The following is a 24,786-nucleotide window of genomic DNA, read 5'->3' as shown; positions in this document are numbered from 1 at the left end:
GCGTAGGCTCGGGCTGTCGGCCCGGGAGGGAGAGAACGACCATGGTGACCCATGCGGATGCCGCTGCCCCGGCCGTCGTCGTCCACGACCTGCACGTGCGACGCATGCGCACGCCGGTGCTGCACGGCCTCTCGGTCGCGGTGCCGCGGGGCCGCATCGTCGGCCTGCTCGGCCCGAGCGGGAGCGGCAAGACGACGTTGATGCGATCCATCGTCGGCGTGCAGGTCGTCGACTCGGGCACGATCGAGGTGCTCGGACACCCCGCGGGATCCCGCGAGCTCCGCACGCGCGTGGCCTACGTGACGCAGCAGGCGAGCGTGTACGACGACCTGACGGTCCGGCAGAACATCCGGTACTTCGCGCGGATCCTCGGTGCTCCGGCATCCGACGTCGACGAGGCCATCGAACGCACCGAGCTGGGTCCCTACGAGCAGCGCCTCGCCGGTTCGCTCTCGGGCGGGCAGCGGGGGCGCGTCTCGCTCGCCGCCGCGCTGCTCGGCAGGCCCGAGGTGCTCGTACTCGACGAGCCCACGGTCGGGCTCGACCCGGTGCTCCGGGTGCAGCTCTGGCAGCTCTTCCACGAGCTCGCCGCCGCCGGCGCGACGCTGCTCGTGTCGAGCCACGTGATGGACGAGGCGAAGCGATGCGACCGCCTGCTGCTCATGCGGGACGGCGAGCTGCTGGCTGACGACACGGTCGACGGCGTGCTCGCGTTCACCGGCACCGACGACGTCGAGGCGGCGTTCCTCGAGCTCATCGCACGCGGCGAACCCGATCTCCAGCCGCACGGACGCCACGTGCTCCCCGAGTCGGGAACGGAGGCAGCGCCGTGAACCTCGTCCGCACGCTCGCGACGACCGGTCGCGTGCTCGGCCAGATCCGACACGACCCGCGAACGATCGGGCTCCTCCTCGTCGTGCCGAGCCTGCTGATCGGCCTGGTGGCGTGGATCTTCACCGACACCGACGTGTTCACGACGATCGGCCCGGCCATGATCGCGCTGTTCCCGTTCATCGTGATGTTCCTCGTCACGAGCATCGCGACGCTCCGGGAGCGGCGCAGCGGCACGCTCGAGCGGCTCTTCTCGATGCCCATGGGCAAGGGCGACTTCATCCTCGGCTACGCGCTCGCGTTCGGCTTGCTCGCGGTCTTCCAGACGGCGATCGCGGTGTCGTACGCGGTGTTCGTGTGCGGGCTCGAGATCGAGGGCTCGATCTGGCTGCTGTTCGCCGTGGCGGTGGCCGACGCCCTGCTCGGGACCGCGCTCGGCCTGCTCGCGAGCGCATTCGCCCGCACCGAGTTCCAGGTGGTGCAGTTCATGCCGCTCCTCGTGTTCCCGCAGATCCTGCTCGGCGGCATCTTCATCCCGCGCGACCAGCTCCCCGAGGGGCTCGAGGCGATCAGCGACTGGCTGCCGCTCAGCTACGCGATCGACGCGCTCACGGCCGTCGCCGCCGACTCCGAGGATGCGGCGTGGATCTGGGCGCGGATCCTGGCCATCGGCGCCTGGATCGTCGGCTCCATCGTCGTCGGTTCGATCACGCTCCGCCGGCGGACCCCGTAGCCGGGGCCTCCACCCGGACGCCGCCGAGCACACGGTCGAGGTAGGGGTTCGCGAAGCGCCCCTCGGGATCGAGCTCGTCGCGGACGCGGACGAAGTCGTCGAACCGCGGGTAGACCTCGCGCAGGGTCTCCGCCGTCTGGGTGTGCATCTTGCCCCAGTGCGGGCGGCCCGCGAATGAGCGCATGATCGCCTCGACGCCCGCGAAGTACTCGGTGTGGTCCTCGTGGTAGTACCGGTGCACGGCGATGTAGCCGCTCTCACGGCCGTAGGCGGTCGAGAGCCAGTTGTCATCGGATGCCGCGGCACGGACCTCGATGGGGAGGCTGATGCGCCACCCCTGGCGTTCGATGAGCGAGCGCACCTCGCGCACGGCGTCGGGGATCGCCTCGAGCGGCAGGGCGTACTCCATCTCGCGGAACCGCACCGAACGGTTGGCCGTGAACACCCGCGGTGAGAAGTCACTGAACTCGCGATCGGGCGTGAGCCGCTCGACCACGCGAGCAAGCGGCGGCGTCGCCGACGGGGCGACGTAGCCGAGGGCGCAGATCGCCCAGAGGGTCCCGTTCGCGAGCAGCTCGTCGTCGACCCAGCCGCGGATCGAGCCGACGGGGTGACGCGTCGCGTCGCCCGGGAGTCGGGTGTTGGTCTTCGTGAACGCCGTGGACGTGTGCGGGAACCAGTAGACGTCGAGGTGGTCCTCGGCGCGGACGCGGTCCAGCCATCCGTCCCACACCTCGTCGAACGGCGCGTTGCGCTCGACCGCGCGCAGCACGAACCGGGGAACCAGCTGCAGGGTCACCTCGACCAGCACGCCGAGCGCACCGAGCCCCAGGCGCACCGCAGGCAGCAGCTCGGGACGCTCGGTCTCGCTCACGGTGAGCAGCTCGCCCGTGCCGGTCACGAGCTTGGCGGCGACGATCTGCGTGGCGAGGCCCCCGAAACCGAGTCCGGAGCCGTGCGTGCCGGTCGAGGTCGCCCCCGCGATGGTCTGGGCGTCGATGTCGCCCATGTTGGGCAGTGCGAGCCCGTACGGCTCGAGCAGGCGAGGCAGGCGGTGGAGGTGCGTGCCCGCACCGAGCGTGACGCGCCCGGTCGCGGCATCCGCATCGATCACGCCGGAGAGGTCGGCGAGGTCGAGCTGCACGTCGGGCGCGACCGCGATGCCGGTGAAGCTGTGGCCCGCACCGACGGGCTTGATGCGCAGGCCGGAGTCCGCCGCGGCACGGACGGCTCGCTGCACCGCCCACGCGTCGGCCGGGCGCTCGACCCGGTAGGGGCGCGCCGACTCCGTCCTCGCCCAGTTGCGCCATGTCGCGCCCGTCGCCGTCATAGGAACGCCTTCCCCTCGCCTCGGTAGGTGGGCACGGTCGCCACGACCTCTCCGCCGTCGACGACGGCGAACTCGTTGAGGTGCTCGGCGAGCTCGCCCGACTTGGCATGCCGGAGCCACACCCGGTCGCCGGGCCGCAGCCGCGCGGCGGCGGGACCCTCGACGGGCGTCTGCACCTCGCCGGCCGCCTCGCGCGGCAGCATCCTGAGCCCCTCGGGCCAGACGATGCGCGGCGCCCGATCCGAGCCGGGCGGTCCGGACGCGATCCATCCCCCGCCGAGGATGGTGGCGTGGCGCTCGCTGGGCGAGCGCACCACGTCGAGCGCGAACGCCGCGGCCGGTGCCGGCGTGAACCGCGAGTATCCGTCGAAGATGTGCCCGGCGAAGATGCCCGACCCCGCCGCGATCTCGGTGACGGTCCGGTCGGCCGCGGTGAGCTCGAGCGAGCCGGTGCCGCCTCCGTTGACGAACTCCAGGTCGGCGTGCCGGCGCACCTCGACGACCGCAGCCCGGCGCCGCTCGACGAGCTCGGACATCGATCGCGCCTGCATCCAGCGGTTGACGGCCCCGTCGACCGGTCGGCCCGGCGGACGGTCCGCGACGCCCGCGACCTGGGCCTCGTACGACATGACGCCCACCAGCCGGAACCCGGCGCGATCGGCGACGTACGCGGCGAGCGCGCCGGCCTCGTCGGGGTGGTGCACCGGCGAACGCCGGACGCCGAGGTGGCCGAGCACGGGCGCCTGCCACGACGCGTCGAGCTCGAGGCACACCCGGACCTCTTCGCGCCGGTCGGGCGGGAGCACCGCGTCGATCAGGTCGAGCTGGGCCGGCGAGTCGACCATGACGGTGATGCGGCGGGCCAGGTCGGCGTCGGTGACGAGACGACGGATGGCTCCGGCCTCCGCCGTGGGGTACCCGACGACGAGGTCGTCGAGCGTGTCGATCCGCTCGGCGAGCCAGATCGCCTCGGTCAGCGTGTAGGCGAGCACGCCCCGGTAGCCGGGAAGGCAGAGCAGCGCGTCGATCACCTCGCGCACGCGGATCGACTTCGTCGCGATGCGGATGGGCGTGCCGCCCGCGCGGCGCGCCATGTCGGACGCGTTGTGCCGCAGCGCGCCGAGGTGCAGCGCCCCCACCGGTGCGTCGAGGTGCCGCGTGGCCTGGGTGAGCGCGCGCCAGTGCTCGGCCGGATCGTGCCATGTCGCGGCATCCGCCGCCGGCACGGCACCCCGCCGGAGGTCGAGGACGCCGGCGCCCATCAGCGCACGCTCCGGACGCGGGAGACCGCGAGCGCGCCGGCGAACGTGAACGCGGCGCACAGCAGGAACACCGGCGTGAACGAGCCGGTCGCGGCCACGGCGAGCGCGCCGAGGAGCGGTCCGATCGACTGCGGCACGGCGGTCGCGATGTTCATGATGCCGAGGTCCTTGCCGCGCGCCGCCGGGTCGGGCAGCACCTGGGTCGCGAGCGCCTGGTCGACCGAGAGGAAGCAGCCGTACCCGAGCCCGAGCAGCCCGGCGGCGACCATGGCGGTGGGCAGGCTCGGCGCGATCGCGAGCAGGAGTGCGGCGGCGGCCTGCAATGTCGCGGCGAGGAAGACGAACAGCCGGCGCCGGCCGAGCCGGTCGGAGAGCCTGCCGAGGGCGAGCGAGGCGACGATCACGAACACCATGTAGACGAGCGTGAGCACGATCAGGTCGTCCTCGGCGTTCGGGTCGCCGAGTCCGAACATCAGGAAGTACAGCAACAGGCCCGTGCCGAGCGCGTTGCCGATCGACACGAGCACGCGACTGAGGAGCGTCCAGCCGAAGTCGGGGTATCGGCGCGGGCTGATCCAGAGGCTCGCGACGACGTTCCGCGCGGTGACCCGGGCGCGTTCGCGCGCGTCGAGGCGGGCGTCGGGCACGAAGAGGAAGGGCACCGCGAGCAGGACGAGCGCGCCCGCGACCACCGCATAGCCCGCGGCCGCGCCGGTCACGACGGTGGTCACGAGCAGGAGCCCGGCGATGATGCCCACCGCCTGCGGCGCCGACATCCAGCCCGACACGAAGCCGCGCTGCCCGACCGGGACCTGATCGGAGATCGTCGCGGTGAGCGCCGCGGTCATCACGCAGAAGCCGATCGTCGCGAGCACCCACGCGATCGCGATCGCCCACAGCTGCGTCTGCAGGCCGAGCAGCACCAGGGCGGCCGCGAAGAGCAGGGCGCCGCCCGCGATCCACGGCCGCCGGCGACCGAAGCGCGACGCCGTGCGGTCGGAGAGCGCGCCGGTCAGGGGGTACGCCACGACGACGAAGACCGCGGCGATGCCGGAGACCACGCCGAACGCGACGACGCTCTCGATCCAGTCCTCGGGATGCAGCTCGGCGTCGATCTGCGCGGGCAGCAGCAGTTGCACGGGGGTGAGCTGCGCCATCCAGATGCCGAGCCAGGCGCTCGCGAACGCGGCGATCCAGCCGGCGCGGACACGGCGCACGGGTTCGGCGAACGCGTCGTGCGCCGGGGCGACGTTCGAAGCGGATGCCGCGTCGAGCTCGGTCACGGGACGTCCGCCATTCTCGAGAGCGCGTCGGCCGCCGCGCGCACGACCGCACGCGCCGCCGCGTCGTCGCGGTTGACCAGCCAGGTCAGCGTGAGCCCGTCGGTGAATGCGACGAGCACGCCGGCCGCCTCGTCGACGGGGACGCGCCAGCTGGCACCCACCTGCTCGGCGGCGGTGTCGAGCGCATGCGCGGCGAGCTCGGCGTATCGGCGGTACTGGGCTGCGGCCAGCGGATGGCGCTCGGGCGAGCGCAGCGCGTACTGGGTGAGCTCGAGCATCGCCTGCTCGTGCTCGGGATCGGCGCCGAGGTGGTCGAGGTAGCGCAGCATGCCCGCCTCGAGGATGTCGCGCAGCGAGCCGTCGCCGTCGATCTCGGGCTCGGGCAGCACCGCGGCCTGTTCACGGGCCACGACCGCGGCGATCAGTTCGTCGACGAACGCGTCGCGCGACTCGAACGCGTAGTGGAAGCTCGCGAGCGACATGCCGGCCTCGGCCACGATCGCGCGGGTGCTCGCGGCCGCGAGGCCTTCGCGTGCGACGACGCGCAGGCCCGCCTCGATGAGGGCGACCCGGCGTTCGGCGGCGGGGATGCGGGGCAACGGCGCTCCTCTCGACCTCGTCGCCGAAGTGGGACGAGCGTCCCACTCGGACCAGTATGCACGTCGCACCCTCCCGACGCCAGCCGGGCGCACTACGCTTCCCACATGCGCCTCGGGGTTCTCGACGTCGGATCCAATACCGTGCACCTGCTCGTGGTCGATGCGCACCCCGGCGCGCACCCCATCCCGATGGCCTCCGAGAAATCGGTGCTGCGATTGATGCGGTACCTCGAGGACGACGGGTCGATCAGCGACGTGGGCGTCGAGGCGATCATCACCGCGATCACCGAGGCCGCGAAGGTCGCCCGGAGGTCGGGCATCGACGAGCTGCTCGCCTTCGCCACTTCCGCGATCCGGGAGGCTCCCAACGGACAGTTGGTGCTCAATCGCGCCGAGGAGGCCGCGGACATCCGGCTCGACGTGCTGAGCGGACCCGACGAGGCGCGCCTCACGTTCCTCGCCGTGCGCCGCTGGTACGGCTGGTCCGCCGGGCGCGTGCTCCTCTTCGACATCGGCGGCGGCTCGCTCGAGATCGCGCACGGCGCCGACGAGGTGCCGGATGTCGCGCACTCCGTTCCGCTCGGTGCCGGCCGCTCGACCGTCGAGTTCCTGCCCGACGACCCGCCCACCGACGCGCAGGTCGCGAAGCTCCGCGAGCACGCGCGCGGCGTCCTCGAGGAGACGGTGCGGACCATCGGCGGCATCCCCGAGACCGACCACGTCGTCGGCTCGTCGAAGACGATCCGATCGCTGGCCCGGCTCGCCGGCAGCACCGAGGACGGCGTGGGCGCCGAGGAGCGCAGCATCCTCAAGCTCTCGCAACTCGACGGCTGGCTCCCCCGACTCGCGCGCATCCCGGCCGACGCGCGGCCCAACCTGCCCGGCATCACGGCCGACCGCACGTTCCAGATCGTCGCGGGCGGCATCGTGCTCAGCGAGACGATGCGGGCCTTCAAGGCGAAGGTGCTCGAGGTGTCGCCGTGGGCCCTGCGCGAGGGCCTGATCCTGCGACGCCTCGACCGCATGGACTGACCCAGGATCGACCGTGCCTCGTTGCGGTTCGAGGTCGGCACTCGCTTCGGGTCGATGCGCCGATCAGCTCAGCGCACTCGTGCGCGCGCCCACCACCAGATGGTGCCGGCGGCGCAGGCGGTGCCGAGGGTGAGGAGCAGCAGGACGTGCGGCCAGGCGACGATCGCAGCGGCATCCGCACCGGCGATGCCTGCCAGCAGGGAGGGCACGGCGAGCGGCATCCAGGCGTCGAGGCCGAATGCGATCCCGAGCTGCGTGACCACGACGATGCCGATCAACACGCCGAATCCCGCCGTCGTGCTCCGGAACACGCTGGTCGCGAGCGCGACGACGGGCAGGATCGCGAGCGTGAGCAGCGCGGCGACCGTGAAGGTCCACGCGGCGGGGACGAGCCCGGCGGCATCCTCGAGCCCCAGGAGCGCACCTGCGGCGAGCGTCGCGGCAAGGCTGAGCACCGTCACCACCGCACCCCAAGCGAATACCATCACGAGTCGCGCGGCGGCGATCGAGCGGCGCGGCACGGCCCTCGCGAAGAGCATCGGGAACATGCCGTCGTCGAGTTCGCGACCGAACCACCAGGCCACGAGGATGCCGCCCGCGAGCGGCAGCGCGACCGAAGAGATCTGGACGGATGCCTCGATGAACGAGGACCACGTGCGCTCGACGCCGATCGCCTCGATCTTCGCACCGCTCAGCCCGTCGGCTCCGGTCGAGGGTGCGAGCAGCAGCAGGAGCACGACCGCCGGTGGGCCGAAGGCAGCGATGCCGCCGCTGACTCGGACGACCATCGCGCGGCGGAACATCACCCACGCGATCCACAGCGCCGCGCTCATGCTCCACGCTCCTCGCGAGCGACGTCGCCGCTCCGACGGGAATGGACGGATACGGGCGCACCCCCGTCGTCGGCATCGGACGCCTCATCGGCGGCGAGCACGAGCTCGAAGAACGCGTGCTCGAGGTCGGCGCTCCCGGGCTGCAGCGAACCCACGACGCGTCCGGCGTGCACCACGGTGATGCGGTCGGCCACCCGAGCCACCTCGTCGAAGTGGTGGCTCGAGACGAGGATGCCGCACCCGCGGCCGGCGGCATCCTGCAGCATCGACCGAACGAGCACCATGCCCGAGGGGTCGAGCGTGTTCGCCGGCTCATCGAGCACGAGCAGTTCTGGATGGCCGAGCAGTGCGCCGGCGAGGGCGACCCGCTGCCGGTTGCCCGACGAGAGCGTGTGAGTCCGGCGATCCGCCCAGGCGTCGAGACGGAGCAAGGAGACCGCGTCGGATGCCGCGATCGCCGCATCGGCGCGGCTGAAGCCCCGCAGCCGTGCGGTGACGAGCACGTTCTCCCTCGCCGTGGGCTCGGGGTACGGGACCGGCGCCTCCACGAGATGGCCCACTCGCGCCCAGGCGTCGCACTCGCCATGTCGCAACGGGTCGCCGAGGACCTCGACCTCGCCCGTGTCGGGCGCCTGCATGCCGAGCGCGATCCGCATCAGCGTCGACTTGCCCGCACCGTTGAGTCCGACGATCGCGTGGATCTCCCCGGCCGCCACGTCGAGGTGCACGCCGTCGACCGCCGTGATGGTGCCGAACCGCTTCGACACGCCGCGCAGTGCCAGTGCCCGCCCACCGCTCACGATGCCCCCTCGAGCACGCCGAGCGCCAGTCGCACGCGAGCACCGAGCGGCCCGGCCGAGTCGTCGAGCCCCCAGTCGAAGAGCGCGGCCGTGATGGCGGCGAGGCACGCCGCGGCGGCGATGCGCGCCACGGTCGAGTCGGTGCCGTCCTCGACGAGGGCATCGGCCACCGCCCGCTCGGTGACCTCGTTGGCCACCGCGGTCCGGGCCTTGAGCCGAGGGGTCGTCGCCGCGAGCCGCACACGCAGCCGGGTCTCGGTCATGTCGGGCTCATCGAGCGAATCCCACGCCGCCGCGAGCCCGCGCGCGGCTCGCGTGAGGGCCGGCAGCTCGGCCGGCTGCTGTGCGATCGCACCCGCGATCAACGGGTCGTACGGATCACCGACGATCAGGTCCTCCTTCACCGCGAAGTGTCGGAACGCCGTCATCTCCGTCACTCCCGCCGCCGCGGCGATCTCCGCGACCGTCACGTCGTCGAAGCCGCGCTGCGTCATCAACCGCAGCGCGGCAGCCTGGAGCGCTGCGTGCGTCCGCTCGTATCGCGAGACCATCCCATAATGTTAGTCACTAACCCACGTGCGCTCAAGAGGGTGTGGTGCGTTCACGTTCCGTGACCGTCCCCGCGAAGCAGCGGGCGAAGCGACCGCGGCGCCCACGCTGACGGCGCCCACGCCCTCAGCATGTCGTGCGCCGTCAGCGCGTGGTGTCGTCAATGCGACGCCGGCACGGGAATCACGGGGCACTCGAAGGATGCCGTGGCATCGCCGATGACCAGGTCGCCGGCGGTCGCCGCCGCCCGGACCTCGTCATCGGAGTCGAGCACGCCGTCGTGATCGAGGTCACCAGAGCTGAGCGCCGCGTCGTAGCCGTTCGGCAGGCTCACCGGGTACACCTGCCACCGTCCACCGCGGTAGCCCGTGTCGCCCGGCGCTGCCGTGGCGACATTGACCTGAGTGCCCGCTGGGAACGCATAGATCGGCTGGTAGGAGCTCGCGGGTGCGCCTGTACCAGTGAGGTCTGTGGGCGTGCCCACCGTGCGGTACTGCACTCCGTCGACGTAGAAGCCGGGGCCGCTGACGCCTGCGGCCTGCGCCGACGACGTCCCGAGGAGCACGGCGCCGGCGGCGAACAGCGCGACGGTCATGACGCCGATCCCCGGTCGGATTCGGGTGGATTCCATTTCTGCTCATCTCCTTCGCCGCCGGTTCCGGCGGCCTTCCAGCAGTCAAACTCAGCCGAACGCGGGTCTCCACGGCGAGCCCTTACCGTTCCCTTACGCGTTCAGCCGGGGAGGAGCGAGTGGCGTCTCCCATCCCGGGCGGGGTGACATGTGCAGGTCGTGGTCGGCGGCCAAGTCTTACGGAACGCGGACGGATCCGAAGGCCACGAGCCCATGCCTGGGGATGGACGTACCCTGAGGTTGTGTCCACCGCGCTCCCGCCTCCGGTCGGCAACGAGGATCTCGTGGGCCGGCGGGTCCTGCTCGTCGACGACGACCCCACGGTCGCGGAGGTCGCGTCCAGTTACCTGCGGGCCTCGGGCTTCGTGGTCGAGGAGGCCGGCGACGGGTTCTCGGCGCTCGACGCCGCCGAGCGGAGCGACCCCGACCTCATCGTGCTCGATCGCATGCTGCCGGGCATCGACGGGCTCGAGGTGTTTCGGCGACTGCGCGAACGGACCTCCACCCCGGTGATCATGCTCACGGCTCTCGGATCCGAGGAGGATCGCATCGCGGGACTCGAGGCCGGCGCCGACGACTACCTTGCGAAGCCGTTCTCGCCGCGCGAGCTCGTGCTTCGCGTCCAATCGGTGCTTCGTCGCTCGCTCGACGAGTTCACGCCCGAGTCGCCGCTCGAGTACGGCGAGTTCCGGCTCGACCCGTCCGCTCGTATCGCGACCCGCGACGGCGAGCGGCTCGCCCTCACCGTGCGCGAGTTCGACCTGTTCGAGTTCCTCCTCAAGCACCCGAACCAGGTCTTCAGCCGCGAGGACCTGCTCCGCACGGTATGGGGCTGGACGTACGGCGACCTCTCCACCGTGACCGTGCACGTGCGGCGCCTCAGGGAGAAGATCGAGCGCGACCCGCGCTCCCCCACCATGCTGACGACCGTCTGGGGCGTCGGCTACAAGTTCACGATGGGCGGTGCCCCCGATGCCATGGCCTGATCTCCTCGCCGTCGCCACGATCGCGATCGTCACGTCCGCCGTCGTCGGCGGACTCGGCGTCCTCGCACTCGTGTTGCTGCGGCGCGCCTCGCTCGTCGTGCAGGTCTGCGTGCTCGTGCTCGCCGCGATGATCTCCGTGGTCGCGAGCATGGTGGGCGTCGCCAACGAGATGTACCTGTCGGAGCACGACCTGACCGTCGCGGTCGCCGTCGCGGCGATCTCCGGCGTGGTCTCGCTCGCGCTCGTGGCAGGGCTCGGCTGGGTCGTCGCACGGAACTCCCGCGCCCTCTCGGACGCGGCGCGCCGGATCGGCGCCGGCGAGCGGATCGAATCCGCCGGCCGCTCCACGAACAGCGAGTTGAACGCGCTGGCCGACGAACTCGTGGCCACGAGCGCACGGCTCGCGGAGTCGCGCGAACGCGAACGCCGCATCGAGGCGTCGCGACGCGAGCTCGTCGCATGGATCTCGCACGACCTGCGCACGCCGCTCGCCGGCATCCGTGCGATGGCCGAAGCGCTCGAGGACGGCATTGCGCCCGACCCCGCGCGCTACCACCGGCAGATGCGGATCCAGGTCGACCAGCTCTCGAGCATGGTCGACGACCTCTTCGAGCTGTCCAGGATCGACTCCGACGCGCTGCACCTGTCGCTCAAGGAGGTGTCCCTGTCCGATATCGTCAGCGACACGGTCGCCGACCTTCGACCGGCGTCGCGCGGACGCGACATCCGCGTGGATGCGCCCCTCGCCCAGGATCTCGTCGTCATGGCGGATCCGCGCGAGCTGTCGCGCGCGGTCGGCAACCTGCTCATGAACGCGATCCAGCACACCCCAGAGGGCTCACCCATCACCGTCGCGGTCGACCTCGTCGACGACCGAGCGATGGTGTCGGTCATCGACGCGGGTGGCGGCATCGATGACGCCGACCTCGACCGGGTGTTCGAGCCCGCCTGGCGCGGATCCAAGGCGCGCACGCCATCCCTGGAATCCGCCGCCTCGAGCGGGGCAGGACTCGGACTCGCCATCGTGAAGGGGATCATGAGCGCGCACCGCGGCGAGGTCGCGGTTCGCAACGTACCGGGCGGATGCCGGTTCGACCTGCTGCTCCCCAGCGACGCGTCAGTGAAGGCCTGAGCCGAGGGTCGCCGAGCCGACCCGACCCGACACGGCGGCCGCGAACTCGGCGAGCCCGGCAACGAGTCCCACCCTGCCGCGGCCGTTCCTGCCAGCCGTCGAAGTCCTTACGATCCCATGACGTCTCCACCCGCGTGCCGGTGCCCAGGCACGGCGCAGGCTAGCGTGGCTGACGAGACGGGCACCCCGCCCTCGTGCAGGACGGTCCACGATGAACCCACGATCCACGAGCGCCGTCACGGTGCTCATCGGCGTACTTGCGCTCACCGGCTGCGCCGCCCCGACGACCGACGCCGCGGGCACGGGCATGGCGGGCGCGCGAACGCCCACGCCGACGCCGACCGCGGATGCCTCGACCCCTCCCGCCGCCGATACCCCGATCCCGGAAACACCTTCCGCTCCGGCACCGGGCGCCTACGTCGAATACACCGATGGTGCGATCGAGGCGACGGCCGGCCAGAAGGTGCTCTTCTTCCACGCGAGCTGGTGCCCGCAGTGCCGCACGCTCGACGAAGAGCTGCGCGCACTGGGCGCTCCCGACGGACTCACGGTGTTCAAGGTCGACTACGACAGCCGCACCGACCTGCGCCAGAAGTACGGAGTGACGCTGCAGACCACGGTCGTGTTCGTCGACGATCGCGGCGAGCTCATCTCGAGCAGCGTGCTCTACGACGACCCTTCGGTCGCGTCGCTCGTCGCGGCGGTTCCCTGACCGGGGCCCACCGGTGACGCCGTCCCTCCTGCTCAGCTTCGCCGCAGGCGTCCTCACCGTCGCGGCGCCCTGCGTGCTTCCGTTGCTGCCCGTGGTCGTCGGCGGCGCCATCGTGCGCGGAGCCGATGAGCGCCGCGCGCGCTCGCGACCGTACCTGATCGCGGCATCCCTGGCGGTGAGCGTCATCGTGTTCACCCTCCTGCTGAAGGCGACCACCGCGCTGCTGGGGATTTCTCCACAGGTGTGGCAGCTCGTCGCCGGCGGCATCGTCATCCTGCTCGGCGCCAACCTGCTGTTCCCTGCCCTGTGGGACCGGCTCTCCGGCGCGCTTCGCCTGCAGGCTCGCAGCGGCGTGATGCTCGACCGCTCGGTCAGGCGCCAGAGCGTCGCCGGCGACATCCTGACCGGCGCAGCGCTCGGCCCGGTGTTCTCGAGCTGCAGCCCCACCTATGCGCTGATCATCGCGGCCGTGCTCCCCGTGTCGTTCGCGGAGGGCCTGCTCTACATCATCGTCTATGCGGCCGGGCTCGCCGGGATGCTGCTGCTCATCGCGCTCCTCGGACGTGGGCTCGTGCGACGACTCGGGTGGCTCGCCGACCCCGACGGGTGGTTCCGACGTGCCATCGGCGTGCTCTTCGTGCTCGTCGGCATCACCGTCATCACCGGCTTCGACAAGCAGTTGCAGACCTGGATCCTCGACGCTGGACTCTACGATCCGATCGAGCATCTCGAGGAGCTCATCGGCGTCGGCTGATGGCGGTCTCCGTTTCGAAGCGGGAACCTGGTCGACGACCGGGCGGATGCGATCGAGGTGAGAGCCGGGAGTCCGGTCGGACCTCAGGGCATCGAGCGAGGTGCTCCCGCTGGGATTCGAACCCAGACTCTGGCGGGTTTAAGCCGCCTGCCTCTGCCGATTGGGCTACGGGAGCCGCGGGGCCGGCCCGAAGGCCGGCGCCGCGTCACAGCATAGGGCGACTACTTGGCCGCGACGGCCTTCGCAGGCGTCTTCTTCGCGGGCAGCGCCTTCGCGTCGGCCTTCGCCGGCGCGGCGGGTGCGGCGACCTCGGCCGGGGGCTTCGGCCGCGCGGCGAACTGCTCGAACACGGCGCGCGGCTGCTGCACCGCGGCGAGCGAGACGATGTCGCGACGGAGCCAGAAGTTGTTCCACCAGCCCCAGAACACGCGGAACTTGCGCTCCCACGTGGGCATCGCGAGGCCGTGGTACCCGCGGTGGGCGAACCAGGCCAGGAGACCGGTGATCGCGATCTTGCCCGACTGGAAGGCACCGGAGCCGACACCGAGGCCGGCGACCGCGCCGAGGTTCTTGTGGAAGTACTCGCGCGGCTCCTCGCCACGGAGGACGGCGACGATGTTCTTCGCCAGGAGCTTGCCCTGGCGGACTGCGTGCTGCGCGTTCGGGACGCAATAGCCGCCGACGCCGCCGCCCGAGAGGTCGGGCACCGCGGCGATGTCGCCCGCGGCCCAGGCGTCGGGCACGATGTCGTCCTCGTCGCCGACGCGGAGGTCGGCGCGGGCCTTGATGCGGCCGCGCTCCTCGACGGGCAGGTCGCTCGTGCGGACGATCGCCGGGTTGGCCATGACGCCCGCCGTCCAGACGATCAGGTCGGTCTCGAACGTCTCGCCGGTCGAGAGCTCGATGCGGCCGTCGACCGCGCTCGTGAGCTGGGTGTCGAGGTGGATCTCGGCGCCGCGCTGGGCGAGGTGCTTGATGACCCAGTGGCTCGTGGGCAGCGAGACCTCGGGCATGATGCGGCCCATCGCCTCGATGAGGTGGAAGTGCGTGTCGTCGAAGCTGAGCTGCGGGTAGTACTCGAGCAGCGCGCTCGCGAACGAACGGAGCTCGGCGAACACCTCGATTCCCGCGAAGCCGCCGCCGACCACGACGAAGGTGAGCAGGCGGTCGCGCTCGGGACCGGCCGGGAGGTTCGCGGCCTTGTCGAAGTTGGTGAGCACGCGATCGCGGATCGCGACGGCCTCTTCGATCGACTTGAGGCCGATGGCCTGGTCGGCCACGCCCGGGATCGGGAACGTGCGCGAGACGGCGCCGCCGGTGACGACGATCACGTCGTAGTCGAACTGCCACGGCTCGCCGATCTCGGGCGTGATGGTGGCGGTCTTGGAGGCGTGGTCGATGCCGGTGACCTTGGCGGTCACGACCGTGGTCTTCTTCAGGTGGCGACGCAGCGCGACGACCGAGTGACGCGGCTCGATGGAGCCGGCGGCGACCTCGGGGAGGAAGGGCTGGTACGTCATGTACGGCAGCGGGTCGACGACCGTCACCTCGGCCTCGCCGGGGCGCAGCCACTTCTCGAGCTTCCACGCCGTGTAGAAGCCTGCGTAGCCGCCACCGACGATGAGGATCTTGGGCACGGTGAATGCACTCCTTGGTTCTGGGATGACTGCGGTCAGCGCGTGCCGGTGCGCGAAGTCCGCCTGATGTGCCGAGTGGCGCCGATGCCCAACAGCGCTGCTAGCGTACCAAATCCCGCGACCAGCGAGAGCGGGACCGTGATATACGCGAGCGTCCACGCCGTCGGCAGCAGGGTCTTGGCGCTGTCGGACCGTGGCGGCGGCGGGTCGGCGATCGGCACGATCTCCTGCGCGTCGTCGCCGCCGCCGTCCTCGGCGGGCAGGTCCGCGCGCCGGTGCACGCGGATCCAGTCGGCGAGGCTGCCGAGCGGGTTCGCCTCGACGAGCTCCACCTCGGCGGTCAGCGCCGCCACGGGGTCGATGATGCCGTAGCCGTAGAGCGGGCTCGGCACCTCCTCGCCCTTGGGGTCGGCGGTGCGGATGACGCGATTGATGACGTTCGCGGCGTCCAGCTCCGGGTAGGCCGACCGCACCAGCGCGACGAGGCCCGACACGAGCGGTGCCGCTGCACTCGTGCCCGACCACTGCACATAGCTCCCGTCGGGGAGCACGCCGACGAGATCCTCGCTCGGCGCGGAGACCGCGAGCGTGATGCCCTGCGCCGAGGCGTCGAAGCTCGCGTTCTGTTCGCGGTCGACGCCGGCCACGGCGAGCACGCCGGGGATGGTCGCGGGCGCGCCGACCTCGCTCGTCCCGGACCCGCGGTTGCCGGCCGCGGCCACCACCACGACGTCGTTCTCGAACGCGTAGGTGAAGGCGTCGTCCCAGCTCTCGGGCCAGTCGCGCGTGTTGCGGGTCAGCGACATGTTGATGACATCGGCGCCGTTGTCGACCGCCCAGCGCACGGCCTCGGCGATCTGCTCGTCGTTCGTCTTGTCGGAGCCCGTGTCCTGTCCGAACGCGACGGATGCCGTCAGCAGCTCGGCATCCGGAGCGACGCCGATCACGCCGTTGCCCTCACCCGTGCCGCGCCCGGCGAGCAGGGACGCCACCATGGTGCCGTGCTCGCTCTCCTCGCCGACGGGGGTCTGGCCGTCGTCGGAGCCGAGGCCCGAGACATCCGTGCCGCCGATCACGACGCCCGCCAGCTCGGCGACCTCGCCGTTCACGCCGGTGTCGATGATGGCGACGGTCACGCCCTCGCCGCGCGAGGTGTTCCACGCGGTCGTGAAGCCGTAGTCGTTCAGCCAGTACTCGAGGTCGCGCACCGTGTCGGCGCGTGCGGGCGCCGTGCCCGACACGGCGAGCACGGTCGCGAGCACGACGCTGAGGCCCGCGCGCCATCCGACTCGCCGACGGCGCGCTCGCGCGCGATCGGGCCCTCGACTCACGCGGACCCCGCGGTGTCGAGATCGTCGACGCCGTAGTCCGGGCACCGGCAGACGTCGGGCGACCAGTTGGACCGCTCGAGCGCGAGGTCGCCGATCGGGTTCACGCCGGGGCCGGCCGCCAGGGCGTGCCCCGCCAAGGCGTGCAGGCACTTCACTCGCGTGGGCATGCCTCCCGCGGAGACCCCCGCGATCTCGGGGACGGTGCCGTACTGCTCGCGGTCGGCGAGGTACTGCTCGTGCGCGGCGCGATACGCCGCGGCGACCTCGGCGTCCTGCTCGAGCAGCTCGGTGTACTCGACCATGAGCTGCGCGGCTTCGAGGAACGACATCGACGCCGTCGCCACCGGGTGGGTGAGGTAGTAGAAGGTCGGGAACGGTGTGCCGTCGGACAGCCGCGGCGCAGTCGACACCACGGTCGGGGCGCCGCACACGCACCGCGCCGCGATGCCGACGACATCGCGCGCGGGACGGCCGAGCTGCGCCGAGACGATGCGGAGGTCGCGCTCGGAGACCGGGGGGAACGGCGGGCGGGTCATCAGTTCCCCTCGTCGGCGGACTGGTCGGTGGGCTCGGGCGCCGGTGCGGGCGATGGATCGGAGCCGGCGGCGGGGGCGAGCCCGGCCGTCATCATCGATCGCAGGAGGGTCTGCATCCAGTCGCCGCGCAGCTCGGTGACCTCGGCGGAGACGGCTCGGTCGGCGCTGCTGGAGCCGGACGGCGCGCGGTCGTCGATCACGAGGTAGCTCACCTCGCCCGGGCGGACGTAGTAGAGGCGCTCACGCGCCTGCGTGACGATGAAGGTCTCGTCGTTCCAGCGCTCGCGCTCCTCGGCGAGCTCGGCGACCGCGGCCTCCTGACGCGCGACGTCGGCCTTGAGCTCGGCGATCTGCTGCCGCTGCTCCGCGTACTCGGCGATGCTCGGCGCGAGCACCACCACGGCGAGCACGAGCACGCCCATCATGATGATCGAGAACCCCGAGAAGCGGATGCCGGTGAGCCAGGCTGAGGCGACCTGGCGGACGGACTGGCGTGACCGACGTGCCGGCGCGGGCGCGGAAGCGGTGGCGGGCGCGGTCGGGCTCGCGCTGCCGCGCGCGGGACGACGTGCCGCGTTCATCGCCTTCGCCCCTCCTCGACCTCACCGGGAATGACCGACGGGGGCGGCCGTCGGCCGCCCCCGTCGAGCGTCTCTCGGACTCGTTACGCCGTGAAGCGCGGGAACGCCGTGCGACCCGCGTACACCGCGGCCTCACCGAGCTCTTCTTCGATCCTCAGGAGCTGATTGTACTTGGCGACCCGCTCGGAACGGGCGGGCGCGCCCGTCTTGATCTGGCCGCAGTCGGTCGCCACCGCGAGGTCGGCGATCGTCGTGTCCTCGGTCTCGCCCGAGCGGTGGGAGAGCACCGCGGTGTAGCCGGCGCGCTGCGCGAGGCTGACGGCGTCGAGCGTCTCGGTGAGCGTGCCGATCTGGTTGACCTTCACGAGGATCGAGTTGCCCACCTTGCGGCCGATGCCGTCGGCGAGACGAGTCGGGTTGGTCACGAACAGGTCGTCGCCGACGAGCTGCAGCTTGGAGCCGAGCGTGGAGGTGAGCTCGGCCCAGCCGTCCCAGTCGTCCTCGGCCAGCGGGTCCTCGATCGAGATGAGCGGGTACGCGTCGGCGAGCTCGGCGTAGTACGCGTTCATCTCGGCCGCGCTGCGGTCCTGGCCCTCGAAGCGGTAGACGCCGTTCTCGAAGAACTCGGTAGCCGCGACATCCAGGCCGAGGGCGATGTCGGTGCCGAGCGTGAAGCCGGCCTTGCCGATCGCCTCGGCGATGAAGTCGAGCGCCGCGCGGTTGTGCTCGAAGTCGGGTGCGAAGCCGCCCTCGTCACCGAGGCCGGTCGAGAGCCCCTTCGACTTCAGCAGGCTCTTCAGCGCGTGGTAGGTCTCGACGCCCCAGCGGAGGCCCTCGGAGTACGTCTCGGCGCCGATCGGCAGCACCATGAACTCCTGGATGTCGACGCCGGTGTCGGCGTGCGCGCCGCCGTTGATGATGTTCATCATCGGCACGGGCAGGACGTGGGCGTTCGGACCGCCGAGGTAGCGGAACAGCGGCAGGTCGGCCGAGTCGGCGGCGGCCTTCGCGACCGCGAGGCTCACGCCGAGGATCGCGTTGGCGCCGAGGCGGCCCTTGTTGTCGGTGCCGTCGGCCTCCTTCAGGGCCGCGTCGACGACGCGCTGGTCGCTCGCGTCGAGGTCCTCGATGGCCGGGCCGAGCTCGTCGAGCACGGCGTCGACGGCCTTCTGCACGCCCTTGCCGAGGTAGCGGTCGTTGTCGCCGTCGCGCAGCTCGTACGCCTCGAACGCGCCGGTCGACGCACCCGAGGGCACCGCGGCCCGCGAGACGGTGCCGTCGTCGAGCAGGACCTCGACCTCGACCGTGGGATTGCCGCGCGAATCCAGGATCTCCCGTGCGCCGACAGCTTCGATGAATGCCACAGTGAACTCCTCTGTGATGGGGGTGTGCTGGACGACTCCGTCGTGGCCCGCAGGACAGTCTAGGACTCGGCTTCCGAGCCCGTCTCACGTATGTCGTCGCGCGCGCGCCTCACCACTCGTCGCGCGCGCGGCTCACCTGTCGTCGCGCGCGCTCGGCTCACCCCTCGTCGCCGCCGCTGCGTCGCGAGAAGTCGCGGATGGCGCGGCGCACCGCGCATTCGCGACTTCTCGAATCGTCCGTCCGAGGTTCGGCGCCATCCGCCCGGCCCGAGGCGGCGCGGATGGCGGGTTCGGCTCGCCATTCGGGACCTCTCGATCGACGCATGGCCTCAGGGTTGCGCCGAGACGCCGAGCAGCGCGCGAACCCCCGCGATGAAGGCCTCTCGATTCCAGGTGAGGTCGTCGGCCGTGACCTCCACGACGTGCCAGCCGGCGGCCGTGAGCTCACGGCGCCGACGCAGGTCGTCCTGCCACCGTCGCCGATCGGTGCGGTGGATATCGCCGAGGTACTCGAAGGCGATGCGTCGTCGGCGGTCGGCTAGATCGGGGTGCACCGTCGCGCCGGACGGCAGTCGAACGGGCGGATTCGGCATCGGCTCGGGCAGCCCTGCATCGACCAGCATCAGTCGCAGGTGGGTCTCCTTGGGCGACTCCGCCCCGACGCGGATGCGCGGCAGCGCCTCAGCGATGGTCACCGCTCCTCGCCGGCTGCCCCAGCCCCTCGCGGCATCGCGCAGTTCGTCGAGCGACGCGAGCGCGGGAAGGCGCATCTCGCCACGGCGCAGCCCGGTGACGACGGCGTCGCCGAGTGCGACGAGGTCGTACATCGAGGATCCGTTCGCGAGCTGGCACCAGACGTACGCGGGGGCGACGACGGGCAGGCCGTCGTGCAGCACGACGGGCGGGGCGACGGATGCGGCGTGACCGACCACTCCACGCCCTCGTGCCCGGGTCGCGCCGGGCGGCGCGAGCACGTGCACCGTGCTCGAGTCGTGCGGAAGCGGAAGCCGCAGCAGTGCGGCGGCCGTCTCGTGGCTGAACGCCTCGCCCTGCCGGAGGAGCGGCTCGTACGCGAGGCAGCGGCCGAGTGCGTCGTCGAGGTCGAGTCCGATCGAACGGACGGCGGTGAACGGATGCTGCAGGTCGGACGCGCGCAGCCGACCGCGTGTCGCGCCGTGGAACGGGACATCCCCGACACGGAACGCCGCTCCGGACAGGTGCGGAGCGAGCGGCGCGCGTCGAGTCATCCGCCCACCTTGCCCGCGTTCTCGGCGCCGCCGCCGCCGCTCTCCACAGCCCGCGGTTCGTCGGGCGAGCTTGGGCGATCGAAACGTCGCGGATGCCGCGTCCCACCCGCCATCCGCGACCACTCGATGAGCGTGGCGGCTCGACCGGCCTAGAGCGTCGAGTCGTTTCCCCGAGAAGTCCCGGATGGCGCGTCGCACCCGCCATCCGCGACTTCTCGATGAAGGCTGACGGCGCGACCGGGTACAGGGTCGCGCGGCTCCGATCGAGAGGGCACGGATGGCGCGCCGCACCAGCCATCCGCGACTTCTCGCCAAGGGGCGGGCGGGGCTGCGGCCGAGGAAGAGCGAGCGGGCGCTACGCGCCGAGGTCGCGGAACTCGAGCGACGCGGCATCCGTCGTGTCGGACGTCACGGAGGCCCACGCGTCGAAGCCGTCGGCGCTCACGCGGTCGAGCAGCCCGCGCAGGTTCTTGGCGCGTCGCTCGAAGCGCACGCGCATGCCGGATGCCACCAGCTCGTGCTTGAGCCCGAGCAGCTCGGCGGGCTCGACCTCGGCGTCGTACACGAGCACGACCGAGCGCGGGCGGCCCTCGTCGCGCACGGCGAGCAGGTCGACGATGCGCTCGAATCCGATGGAGAACCCGCACGCGGGGACCTCCTGGCCGAGGAACCGCCCGATCATGTGGTCGTAGCGGCCGCCGCCGCCGAGCGAGTAGCCGAAGTCGGGGTGCGCGATCTCGAAGATCGTGCCCGTGTAGTAGCCCATGCCGCGCACGAGGGTCGGGTCGAAGTCGATGCCCGTGCCGGGCACCGCGTCGCGCAGCGCGATGAGGTCGCGGTAGGCGTCGACGTCGAGCCACGCGGGCGCGGGAACACCGTGCCCGGTCTGCGACGGCTGGCGGTCGGCGAGCGACCAGTCGGCGGTCGCGAGCTGGCGGAGCTCGTCCGCGACATCCGCCTTCTCGACGCCGAGGGTCGCGAGCTCGGCGGCCACGCCGTCGGGGCCGATCTTGTCGAGCTTGTCGATCGTGATGAGCGCGCGCTCGCGCAGCTCGTCGGCGACGCCCCACGACGCGAGGATGCCCGACAGGATGCGCCGGTCGTTCAGCCGGATGCGGCACCCGGCGAGCCCGAGGGCGTCGAGCGCCGCGACCGTCGCGGTGAGCAGCTCGAGCTCGGCGAGCGGACCCGCCTCGCCGATGATGTCGATGTCGCACTGCACGAACTGCCGGTAACGCCCCTTCTGCGGGCGCTCGGCACGCCACACCGGGCCGATCTGGATGGCTCGGAACACCGGCGGCAGCGCGGCCCGGTGCGTGGCGTAGAACCGGGCCAGCGGCACCGTGAGGTCGTAGCGCAGCCCGAGGTCGGCGAGCGCGAGCGCATCCCCGGACTCCGCCGCGGCGCGCAGGTCGTCGTGCGTGATGCCGCGCTTCATGACGGCGAACGCGAGCTTCTCGTTGTCGCCGCCGAGCCCCGCGTGCAGGCGCGACGAGTCCTCCATGACCGGCGTCTCGATCTCGTCGAAGCCGTGCGTCGCGTACACCCCGCGGATCACCGAGAGCGCGTGCTCGCGGCGGGCCTTCTCGGCGGGCAGGAAGTCGCGCATGCCGCGCGGGGGCGTCACGGTCTGGGCCATGCCGCCCATTCTTCCAGCAGCGGATGGCGCGTCCCGAACCGGGCGCGACCGCGCCCGGTCAGCTCGGGACGTCGAGGCCCTTGCGGTGCATGAGCGCCGCGAGCTGCTCGGCGTCGTCGATGCCGAGCGCGAACCGCACGGTCAGCTCGCCGTCGTCGCCGCGCTGCACGTAGTACTCGTAGTCGCTGCGGCTCATGCGCTCGCCGTCGGCATCGAGGAAGTGCCATCGAATGCGTGCGCGCGTGATGTGCTCGGTGATCGGCACCTCCTCGAGCACGTCGAACTCGACGCCGGCCAGCCCGAGCTGCCGGTAGAGCGGGTACGACTGCTCGAGGGCGGCCTCCACCTCGTCGTCGCTTCCGAGCGCGCCGGCGAACGCGTCGGACAGCATCGCGCGCGGCGCGCCCCAGAGTGCCGCCGACGTTCGCGCATCGAAGTTCTCGAGCGCGGCGCCGTATCGGCCGAAGAACTCGTGCAGTGCGTTGGATTCGATGGCCATGCCCGCAGGCTACGCCGTGCCCGCGGTGCGATCGGGGGCCTTGCGACCCGCGACCTCAGGCCTCCGCGTCGCGAACGTCCTCCTGCAGCGAGCGGATGGCGCCCCGCAGCGCGCGCTCGGCGTCGAGCCCCTGAGCACGGGCCGAGGCGACCAGCGCGATGAGCGTGTCGCCGAGTTCGGCCTCCGTGGTCGGCGCGGACGCGGCATCCGTCGCCTCGCGGGTCACGCCGACCTTCTCGGCCTTACCCAGCAGCTTCTGCGCGAGCGCGAGGGCAGGCATGCCCTGCGGCACCCCGTCGAGCACGCTCGTGCGGTGCGGCTTCTCCGAAGCCTTGAGGTCGTCCCAGAACGCGACCACGTCGGCGGCCGTCTCTGCCTCGCGGTCGCCGAAGACGTGCGGATGGCGCGCCACCATCTTCGCGGTCATGTGCCGGGCCACGTCGTCGATGTCGTAGTCCTCGCCGGGGGTGTGCGCCGCGAGGTCGGCGTGGAAGAGGACCTGGTAGAGCACGTCACCGAGTTCCTCGATCATCTCCTCGCGGCTGCCCGACTCGATCGCGTCGATGAGTTCCCAGCACTCCTCGACGAGGTACTGCACGAGCGATTCGTGCGTCTGGTCGGCATCCCACGGGCATCCGCCCGGACCACGGAGGCGGCCGACCATGGCGACGAGCTCGAGCAGGCCGTCGCCGGTTGCCGCGGTCCCATGCGCTGCGCCATCCGTCGCTGCCGCCCTCGCCGCCTCGAGCGCATCGACCCGCTCGTCGATCGGGCGTCCGCCGGTTGTCCGCGTCATCTCCACCGCCCTTCGGGGGCGCTCGCGCGTCCTCGATGCGAGCCTAACCGGTGGCCCCGATAGGGTGGGGGCAGGAGAGCCGGGAAGTCTGGTCGGCCGGTGCGAGCGCGTCGCAACCGTCGAAGAGATCGCGACCCGGCGGCGCCCGCCGCCAGACAGGGGGGCTATGGACGGCCGCACGTCCCTGCGCGTCTTCCCGGCGGCACTGGGCAGGAACTTCCTGAGCGCGGCACCGCGCTGGTACAAGCTGACGATCGTCGCCTTCCTCGTGCTGAACCCGGTCGCGTTGCTCGTCCTCGGTCCGTTCGTGACCGGGTGGCTCTTCGTGGCCGAGTTCATCTTCACGCTGGTCATGGCGCTGAAGTGCTATCCGCTGCAGCCCGGCGGACTGCTCGCCATCGAAGCCGTCGTCATCGGGATGACGAGCGCCGAGAGCGTCTACCACGAGACCACCGAGAACTTCTCCGTGATCCTCCTGGTGATGTTCATGGTCACGGGCATCTACTTCATCCGCGAACTCCTGCTGCTGGTGTTCACCAAGCTGCTGGTCGCGGTGCGCTCGAAGCTCCTGCTCTCGCTCGCCTTCACGGGCGTCGCTGCGCTGCTCTCGGCCTTCCTCGACGCGCTCACCGTCATCGCGGTCGTCATCGCCGTCGGCACGGGCCTGTACTCGGTCTACCACCGCTTCGCCTCCGACCGGGGATTCGACGACGAACACGATCACGATGACGACGAGCTCGTCAACGACCCCCTCCGCGGCGACCTCGACCGTTTCCGCGATTTCCTCCGCAACCTGATGATGCACGCTGCCGTCGGCACGGCGCTGGGCGGGCTCGCCACCCTGGTGGGCGAGCCGCAGAACCTCCTCATCGGCGAGGCGGTCGGATGGGGATTCACCGAGTTCTTCGTCCGGATGCTCCCCGTCTCGATCCCGGTACTGGTCGTCGGCCTGCTCACGACGGTCGTGCTCGAGAAGACCGGCTGGTTCGGATACGGCGCGCAGCTTCCGGAATCCGTTCGCGAGGTGATGGAGCGCTGGGAACGCCGGGAGTCGGCGCGCCAGGATCCCCGGCGTCGCGCCCGGCTGATGGTCCAGGCGCTCACGGCCGTGGTGCTGGTGCTGGCGCTCGCCTTCCACCTCGCCGAAGTCGGGCTGGTCGGACTCCTGGTCATCATCATGGCGACCGCCCTCAACGGCGTCATCGACGAGCATGCACTCGGGCGCGCGTTCCAGGACTCGATGCCGTTCGCGGCCCTGCTCGTCACGTTCTTCGCCGTCGTCGCGATGATCAACACGCAAGGCCTGTTCGCCCCGATCATCGACGCGGTGCTCGCCCAGGACGGACAGCGGCAGTTGACCGTGCTGTTCCTCGTCACGGGTGCCCTCTCGGCGATCAGCGACAACGTGTTCGTGGCGACGATCTACATCACCGAGATCGCGAACGCCTTCGACGCAGGCGCGATCACGCGTGAGCAGTACGAGGCGCTCGCGATCACGGTCAACGCGGGCACGAACGTGCCGAGCGTCGCCACGCCGAACGGTCAGGCGGCGTTCCTGTTCCTGCTCACGTCGGCGCTCGCGCCGCTCATCCGCCTCGGCTACGTGCGCATGCTCTGGATGGCGCTGCCGTACACGATCACGCTCACCACGACAGCGCTGCTCGCCATCATCTTCCTGGCATGAGCATC

25 protein-coding genes and 1 tRNA gene are annotated in these 24,786 nt (G+C 71.4%); 8 read left to right on the top strand and 18 right to left on the bottom strand.

Features of this window, described 5'->3' with window-relative positions; translation table 11 throughout:
- Positions 1–41: 41 nt before the first annotated feature.
- Complete coding sequence (locus BLT99_RS02555; protein WP_092669026.1) at positions 42–833, top strand: ABC transporter ATP-binding protein; 792 nt, start codon at positions 42–44, stop codon at positions 831–833.
- Positions 830–1,564: an ABC transporter permease gene (locus BLT99_RS02550; RefSeq protein WP_092669024.1), complete on the top strand. Its 735-nt coding sequence runs from the start codon at positions 830–832 to the stop codon at positions 1,562–1,564. Before BLT99_RS02555 ends, BLT99_RS02550 begins: the two co-directional genes overlap by 4 nt.
- On the opposite strand, the gene BLT99_RS02545 is transcribed toward BLT99_RS02550, so the two are convergent.
- From BLT99_RS02545 to BLT99_RS02530, 4 genes are read right to left on the bottom strand one after another with little or no spacing between them, the layout of a single operon-like run.
- Complete coding sequence (locus tag BLT99_RS02545; protein ID WP_092669022.1) at positions 1,539–2,894, bottom strand: D-arabinono-1,4-lactone oxidase; 1,356 nt, start codon at positions 2,892–2,894, stop codon at positions 1,539–1,541. The two genes, BLT99_RS02550 and BLT99_RS02545, sit on opposite strands and share 26 nt — an antisense overlap.
- Positions 2,891–4,156 carry an alanine racemase gene (locus tag BLT99_RS02540; protein WP_092669020.1) on the bottom strand — a complete coding sequence of 422 codons (1,266 nt, stop codon included), beginning with the start codon at positions 4,154–4,156 and terminating at the stop codon, positions 2,891–2,893. Before BLT99_RS02540 ends, BLT99_RS02545 begins: the two co-directional genes overlap by 4 nt.
- Positions 4,156–5,439, bottom strand: a complete 1,284-nt coding sequence (locus BLT99_RS02535; RefSeq protein WP_229724863.1) for an MFS transporter — start codon at positions 5,437–5,439, stop codon at positions 4,156–4,158. The genes BLT99_RS02540 and BLT99_RS02535 overlap by 1 nt, the downstream gene beginning before the upstream one ends.
- Positions 5,436–6,038: a TetR/AcrR family transcriptional regulator gene (locus BLT99_RS02530; protein WP_157674912.1), complete on the bottom strand. Its 603-nt coding sequence runs from the start codon at positions 6,036–6,038 to the stop codon at positions 5,436–5,438. The genes BLT99_RS02535 and BLT99_RS02530 overlap by 4 nt, the downstream gene beginning before the upstream one ends.
- A gap of 105 nt (positions 6,039–6,143) precedes the next feature.
- Here BLT99_RS02530 and BLT99_RS02525 point away from each other — a divergent pair, with 105 nt between their 5' ends.
- On the top strand, positions 6,144–7,070 hold the full coding sequence (locus BLT99_RS02525; protein WP_092669016.1) for a Ppx/GppA phosphatase family protein: 927 nt from the start codon (positions 6,144–6,146) through the stop codon (positions 7,068–7,070).
- A 68-nt stretch (positions 7,071–7,138) separates the two neighbouring features.
- Here BLT99_RS02525 and BLT99_RS02520 read toward each other — a convergent pair whose 3' ends face one another.
- The 4 genes from BLT99_RS02520 to BLT99_RS02505 all read right to left on the bottom strand — a co-directional run bounded on the left by BLT99_RS02520 (position 7,139) and on the right by BLT99_RS02505 (position 9,883).
- On the bottom strand, positions 7,139–7,903 hold the full coding sequence (locus BLT99_RS02520; RefSeq protein ID WP_092669014.1) for an ABC transporter permease: 765 nt from the start codon (positions 7,901–7,903) through the stop codon (positions 7,139–7,141).
- Complete coding sequence (locus BLT99_RS02515) at positions 7,900–8,703, bottom strand: ABC transporter ATP-binding protein (protein ID WP_229724864.1); 804 nt, start codon at positions 8,701–8,703, stop codon at positions 7,900–7,902. Before BLT99_RS02515 ends, BLT99_RS02520 begins: the two co-directional genes overlap by 4 nt.
- Positions 8,700–9,254, bottom strand: coding sequence for a TetR/AcrR family transcriptional regulator (locus BLT99_RS02510; protein ID WP_092669012.1), 555 nt, complete (start codon positions 9,252–9,254; stop codon positions 8,700–8,702). The genes BLT99_RS02515 and BLT99_RS02510 overlap by 4 nt, the downstream gene beginning before the upstream one ends.
- Positions 9,255–9,412: 158 nt before the next feature.
- A complete protein-coding gene (locus BLT99_RS02505; protein WP_092669010.1) occupies positions 9,413–9,883 on the bottom strand; it encodes a hypothetical protein in 471 nt (156 codons plus the stop codon).
- A gap of 242 nt (positions 9,884–10,125) precedes the next feature.
- On the opposite strand from BLT99_RS02505, the gene BLT99_RS02500 reads away from it, so the two are divergent.
- The 4 genes from BLT99_RS02500 (at position 10,126) to BLT99_RS02485 (ending at position 13,467) form a co-directional block, all read left to right on the top strand.
- Positions 10,126–10,869, top strand: coding sequence for a response regulator transcription factor (locus tag BLT99_RS02500; protein ID WP_092669008.1), 744 nt, complete (start codon positions 10,126–10,128; stop codon positions 10,867–10,869).
- Positions 10,856–12,001: a sensor histidine kinase gene (locus BLT99_RS02495; protein ID WP_092675477.1), complete on the top strand. Its 1,146-nt coding sequence runs from the start codon at positions 10,856–10,858 to the stop codon at positions 11,999–12,001. The genes BLT99_RS02500 and BLT99_RS02495 overlap by 14 nt, the downstream gene beginning before the upstream one ends.
- Before the next feature lie 211 nt (positions 12,002–12,212).
- Positions 12,213–12,713: a thioredoxin family protein gene (locus BLT99_RS02490; RefSeq protein ID WP_092669006.1), complete on the top strand. Its 501-nt coding sequence runs from the start codon at positions 12,213–12,215 to the stop codon at positions 12,711–12,713.
- 13 nt (positions 12,714–12,726) lie between these two features.
- Positions 12,727–13,467 carry a cytochrome c biogenesis CcdA family protein gene (locus tag BLT99_RS02485; protein WP_092669004.1) on the top strand — a complete coding sequence of 247 codons (741 nt, stop codon included), beginning with the start codon at positions 12,727–12,729 and terminating at the stop codon, positions 13,465–13,467.
- Between the two features lie 101 nt (positions 13,468–13,568).
- On the opposite strand, the gene BLT99_RS02480 is transcribed toward BLT99_RS02485, so the two are convergent.
- From BLT99_RS02480 to BLT99_RS02435, 10 genes are all read right to left on the bottom strand, one after another.
- Positions 13,569–13,642: transfer RNA gene (locus tag BLT99_RS02480), tRNA-Leu, on the bottom strand.
- Positions 13,643–13,688: 46 nt separating this feature from the next.
- Positions 13,689–15,104, bottom strand: a complete 1,416-nt coding sequence (locus tag BLT99_RS02475) for an NAD(P)/FAD-dependent oxidoreductase (RefSeq protein WP_092669002.1) — start codon at positions 15,102–15,104, stop codon at positions 13,689–13,691.
- A gap of 35 nt (positions 15,105–15,139) precedes the next feature.
- On the bottom strand, positions 15,140–16,435 hold the full coding sequence (locus BLT99_RS02470; RefSeq protein WP_092669000.1) for a S8 family serine peptidase: 1,296 nt from the start codon (positions 16,433–16,435) through the stop codon (positions 15,140–15,142).
- Complete coding sequence (locus BLT99_RS02465) at positions 16,432–16,971, bottom strand: DUF501 domain-containing protein (RefSeq protein ID WP_092668998.1); 540 nt, start codon at positions 16,969–16,971, stop codon at positions 16,432–16,434. Before BLT99_RS02465 ends, BLT99_RS02470 begins: the two co-directional genes overlap by 4 nt.
- Positions 16,971–17,552, bottom strand: coding sequence for an FtsB family cell division protein (locus tag BLT99_RS02460; RefSeq protein WP_092668996.1), 582 nt, complete (start codon positions 17,550–17,552; stop codon positions 16,971–16,973). Before BLT99_RS02460 ends, BLT99_RS02465 begins: the two co-directional genes overlap by 1 nt.
- A gap of 83 nt (positions 17,553–17,635) precedes the next feature.
- Positions 17,636–18,916, bottom strand: a complete 1,281-nt coding sequence (gene eno / locus BLT99_RS02455; protein WP_092668994.1) for a phosphopyruvate hydratase — start codon at positions 18,914–18,916, stop codon at positions 17,636–17,638.
- A gap of 329 nt (positions 18,917–19,245) precedes the next feature.
- On the bottom strand, positions 19,246–20,163 hold the full coding sequence (locus BLT99_RS02450) for a serine/threonine-protein kinase (protein ID WP_092668992.1): 918 nt from the start codon (positions 20,161–20,163) through the stop codon (positions 19,246–19,248).
- A 355-nt stretch (positions 20,164–20,518) separates the two neighbouring features.
- Entirely contained in the window at positions 20,519–21,802 is a 1,284-nt protein-coding gene (gene hisS / locus BLT99_RS02445) for a histidine--tRNA ligase (RefSeq protein ID WP_092668990.1), read from the bottom strand.
- Between the two features lie 58 nt (positions 21,803–21,860).
- Positions 21,861–22,301 carry a hypothetical protein gene (locus BLT99_RS02440; protein WP_188434451.1) on the bottom strand — a complete coding sequence of 147 codons (441 nt, stop codon included), beginning with the start codon at positions 22,299–22,301 and terminating at the stop codon, positions 21,861–21,863.
- 55 nt (positions 22,302–22,356) lie between these two features.
- Positions 22,357–22,965, bottom strand: coding sequence for a MazG family protein (locus BLT99_RS02435; RefSeq protein WP_172802993.1), 609 nt, complete (start codon positions 22,963–22,965; stop codon positions 22,357–22,359).
- A gap of 298 nt (positions 22,966–23,263) precedes the next feature.
- Between BLT99_RS02435 and nhaB the strand changes: the two genes are divergently transcribed.
- Complete coding sequence (nhaB, locus tag BLT99_RS02430; RefSeq protein WP_092668988.1) at positions 23,264–24,781, top strand: sodium/proton antiporter NhaB; 1,518 nt, start codon at positions 23,264–23,266, stop codon at positions 24,779–24,781.
- Positions 24,782–24,786: the final 5 nt, after the last annotated feature.

Source organism: Agromyces flavus, assembly GCF_900104685.1.
In the GTDB taxonomy this organism is placed as follows: Bacteria; Actinomycetota; Actinomycetes; order Actinomycetales; family Microbacteriaceae; genus Agromyces; species Agromyces flavus.
This window is presented reverse-complemented; position numbering and strand designations above follow the sequence as displayed.

What these genes read in the sequence shown, in the direction of transcription:
- BLT99_RS02555 (WP_092669026.1), top strand. Translation starts at nt 42, where the DNA reads ATGGTGACCCATGCGGATGCCGCTGCCCCGGCCGTCGTCGTCCACGAC.
- BLT99_RS02545 (WP_092669022.1), bottom strand. Translation starts at nt 2,894, where the DNA reads ATGACGGCGACGGGCGCGACATGGCGCAACTGGGCGAGGACGGAGTCG.
- BLT99_RS02540 (WP_092669020.1), bottom strand. Translation starts at nt 4,156, where the DNA reads ATGGGCGCCGGCGTCCTCGACCTCCGGCGGGGTGCCGTGCCGGCGGCG.
- BLT99_RS02525 (WP_092669016.1), top strand. Translation starts at nt 6,144, where the DNA reads ATGCGCCTCGGGGTTCTCGACGTCGGATCCAATACCGTGCACCTGCTC.
- BLT99_RS02520 (WP_092669014.1), bottom strand. Translation starts at nt 7,903, where the DNA reads ATGAGCGCGGCGCTGTGGATCGCGTGGGTGATGTTCCGCCGCGCGATG.
- BLT99_RS02510 (WP_092669012.1), bottom strand. Translation starts at nt 9,254, where the DNA reads ATGGTCTCGCGATACGAGCGGACGCACGCAGCGCTCCAGGCTGCCGCG.
- BLT99_RS02505 (WP_092669010.1), bottom strand. Translation starts at nt 9,883, where the DNA reads ATGGAATCCACCCGAATCCGACCGGGGATCGGCGTCATGACCGTCGCG.
- BLT99_RS02495 (WP_092675477.1), top strand. Translation starts at nt 10,856, where the DNA reads ATGCCATGGCCTGATCTCCTCGCCGTCGCCACGATCGCGATCGTCACG.
- BLT99_RS02490 (WP_092669006.1), top strand. Translation starts at nt 12,213, where the DNA reads ATGAACCCACGATCCACGAGCGCCGTCACGGTGCTCATCGGCGTACTT.
- BLT99_RS02465 (WP_092668998.1), bottom strand. Translation starts at nt 16,971, where the DNA reads ATGACCCGCCCGCCGTTCCCCCCGGTCTCCGAGCGCGACCTCCGCATC.
- BLT99_RS02460 (WP_092668996.1), bottom strand. Translation starts at nt 17,552, where the DNA reads ATGAACGCGGCACGTCGTCCCGCGCGCGGCAGCGCGAGCCCGACCGCG.
- BLT99_RS02450 (WP_092668992.1), bottom strand. Translation starts at nt 20,163, where the DNA reads ATGACTCGACGCGCGCCGCTCGCTCCGCACCTGTCCGGAGCGGCGTTC.
- hisS (WP_092668990.1), bottom strand. Translation starts at nt 21,802, where the DNA reads ATGGCCCAGACCGTGACGCCCCCGCGCGGCATGCGCGACTTCCTGCCC.
- BLT99_RS02440 (WP_188434451.1), bottom strand. Translation starts at nt 22,301, where the DNA reads ATGGCCATCGAATCCAACGCACTGCACGAGTTCTTCGGCCGATACGGC.
- BLT99_RS02435 (WP_172802993.1), bottom strand. Translation starts at nt 22,965, where the DNA reads ATGGTCGGCCGCCTCCGTGGTCCGGGCGGATGCCCGTGGGATGCCGAC.
- nhaB (WP_092668988.1), top strand. Translation starts at nt 23,264, where the DNA reads ATGGACGGCCGCACGTCCCTGCGCGTCTTCCCGGCGGCACTGGGCAGG.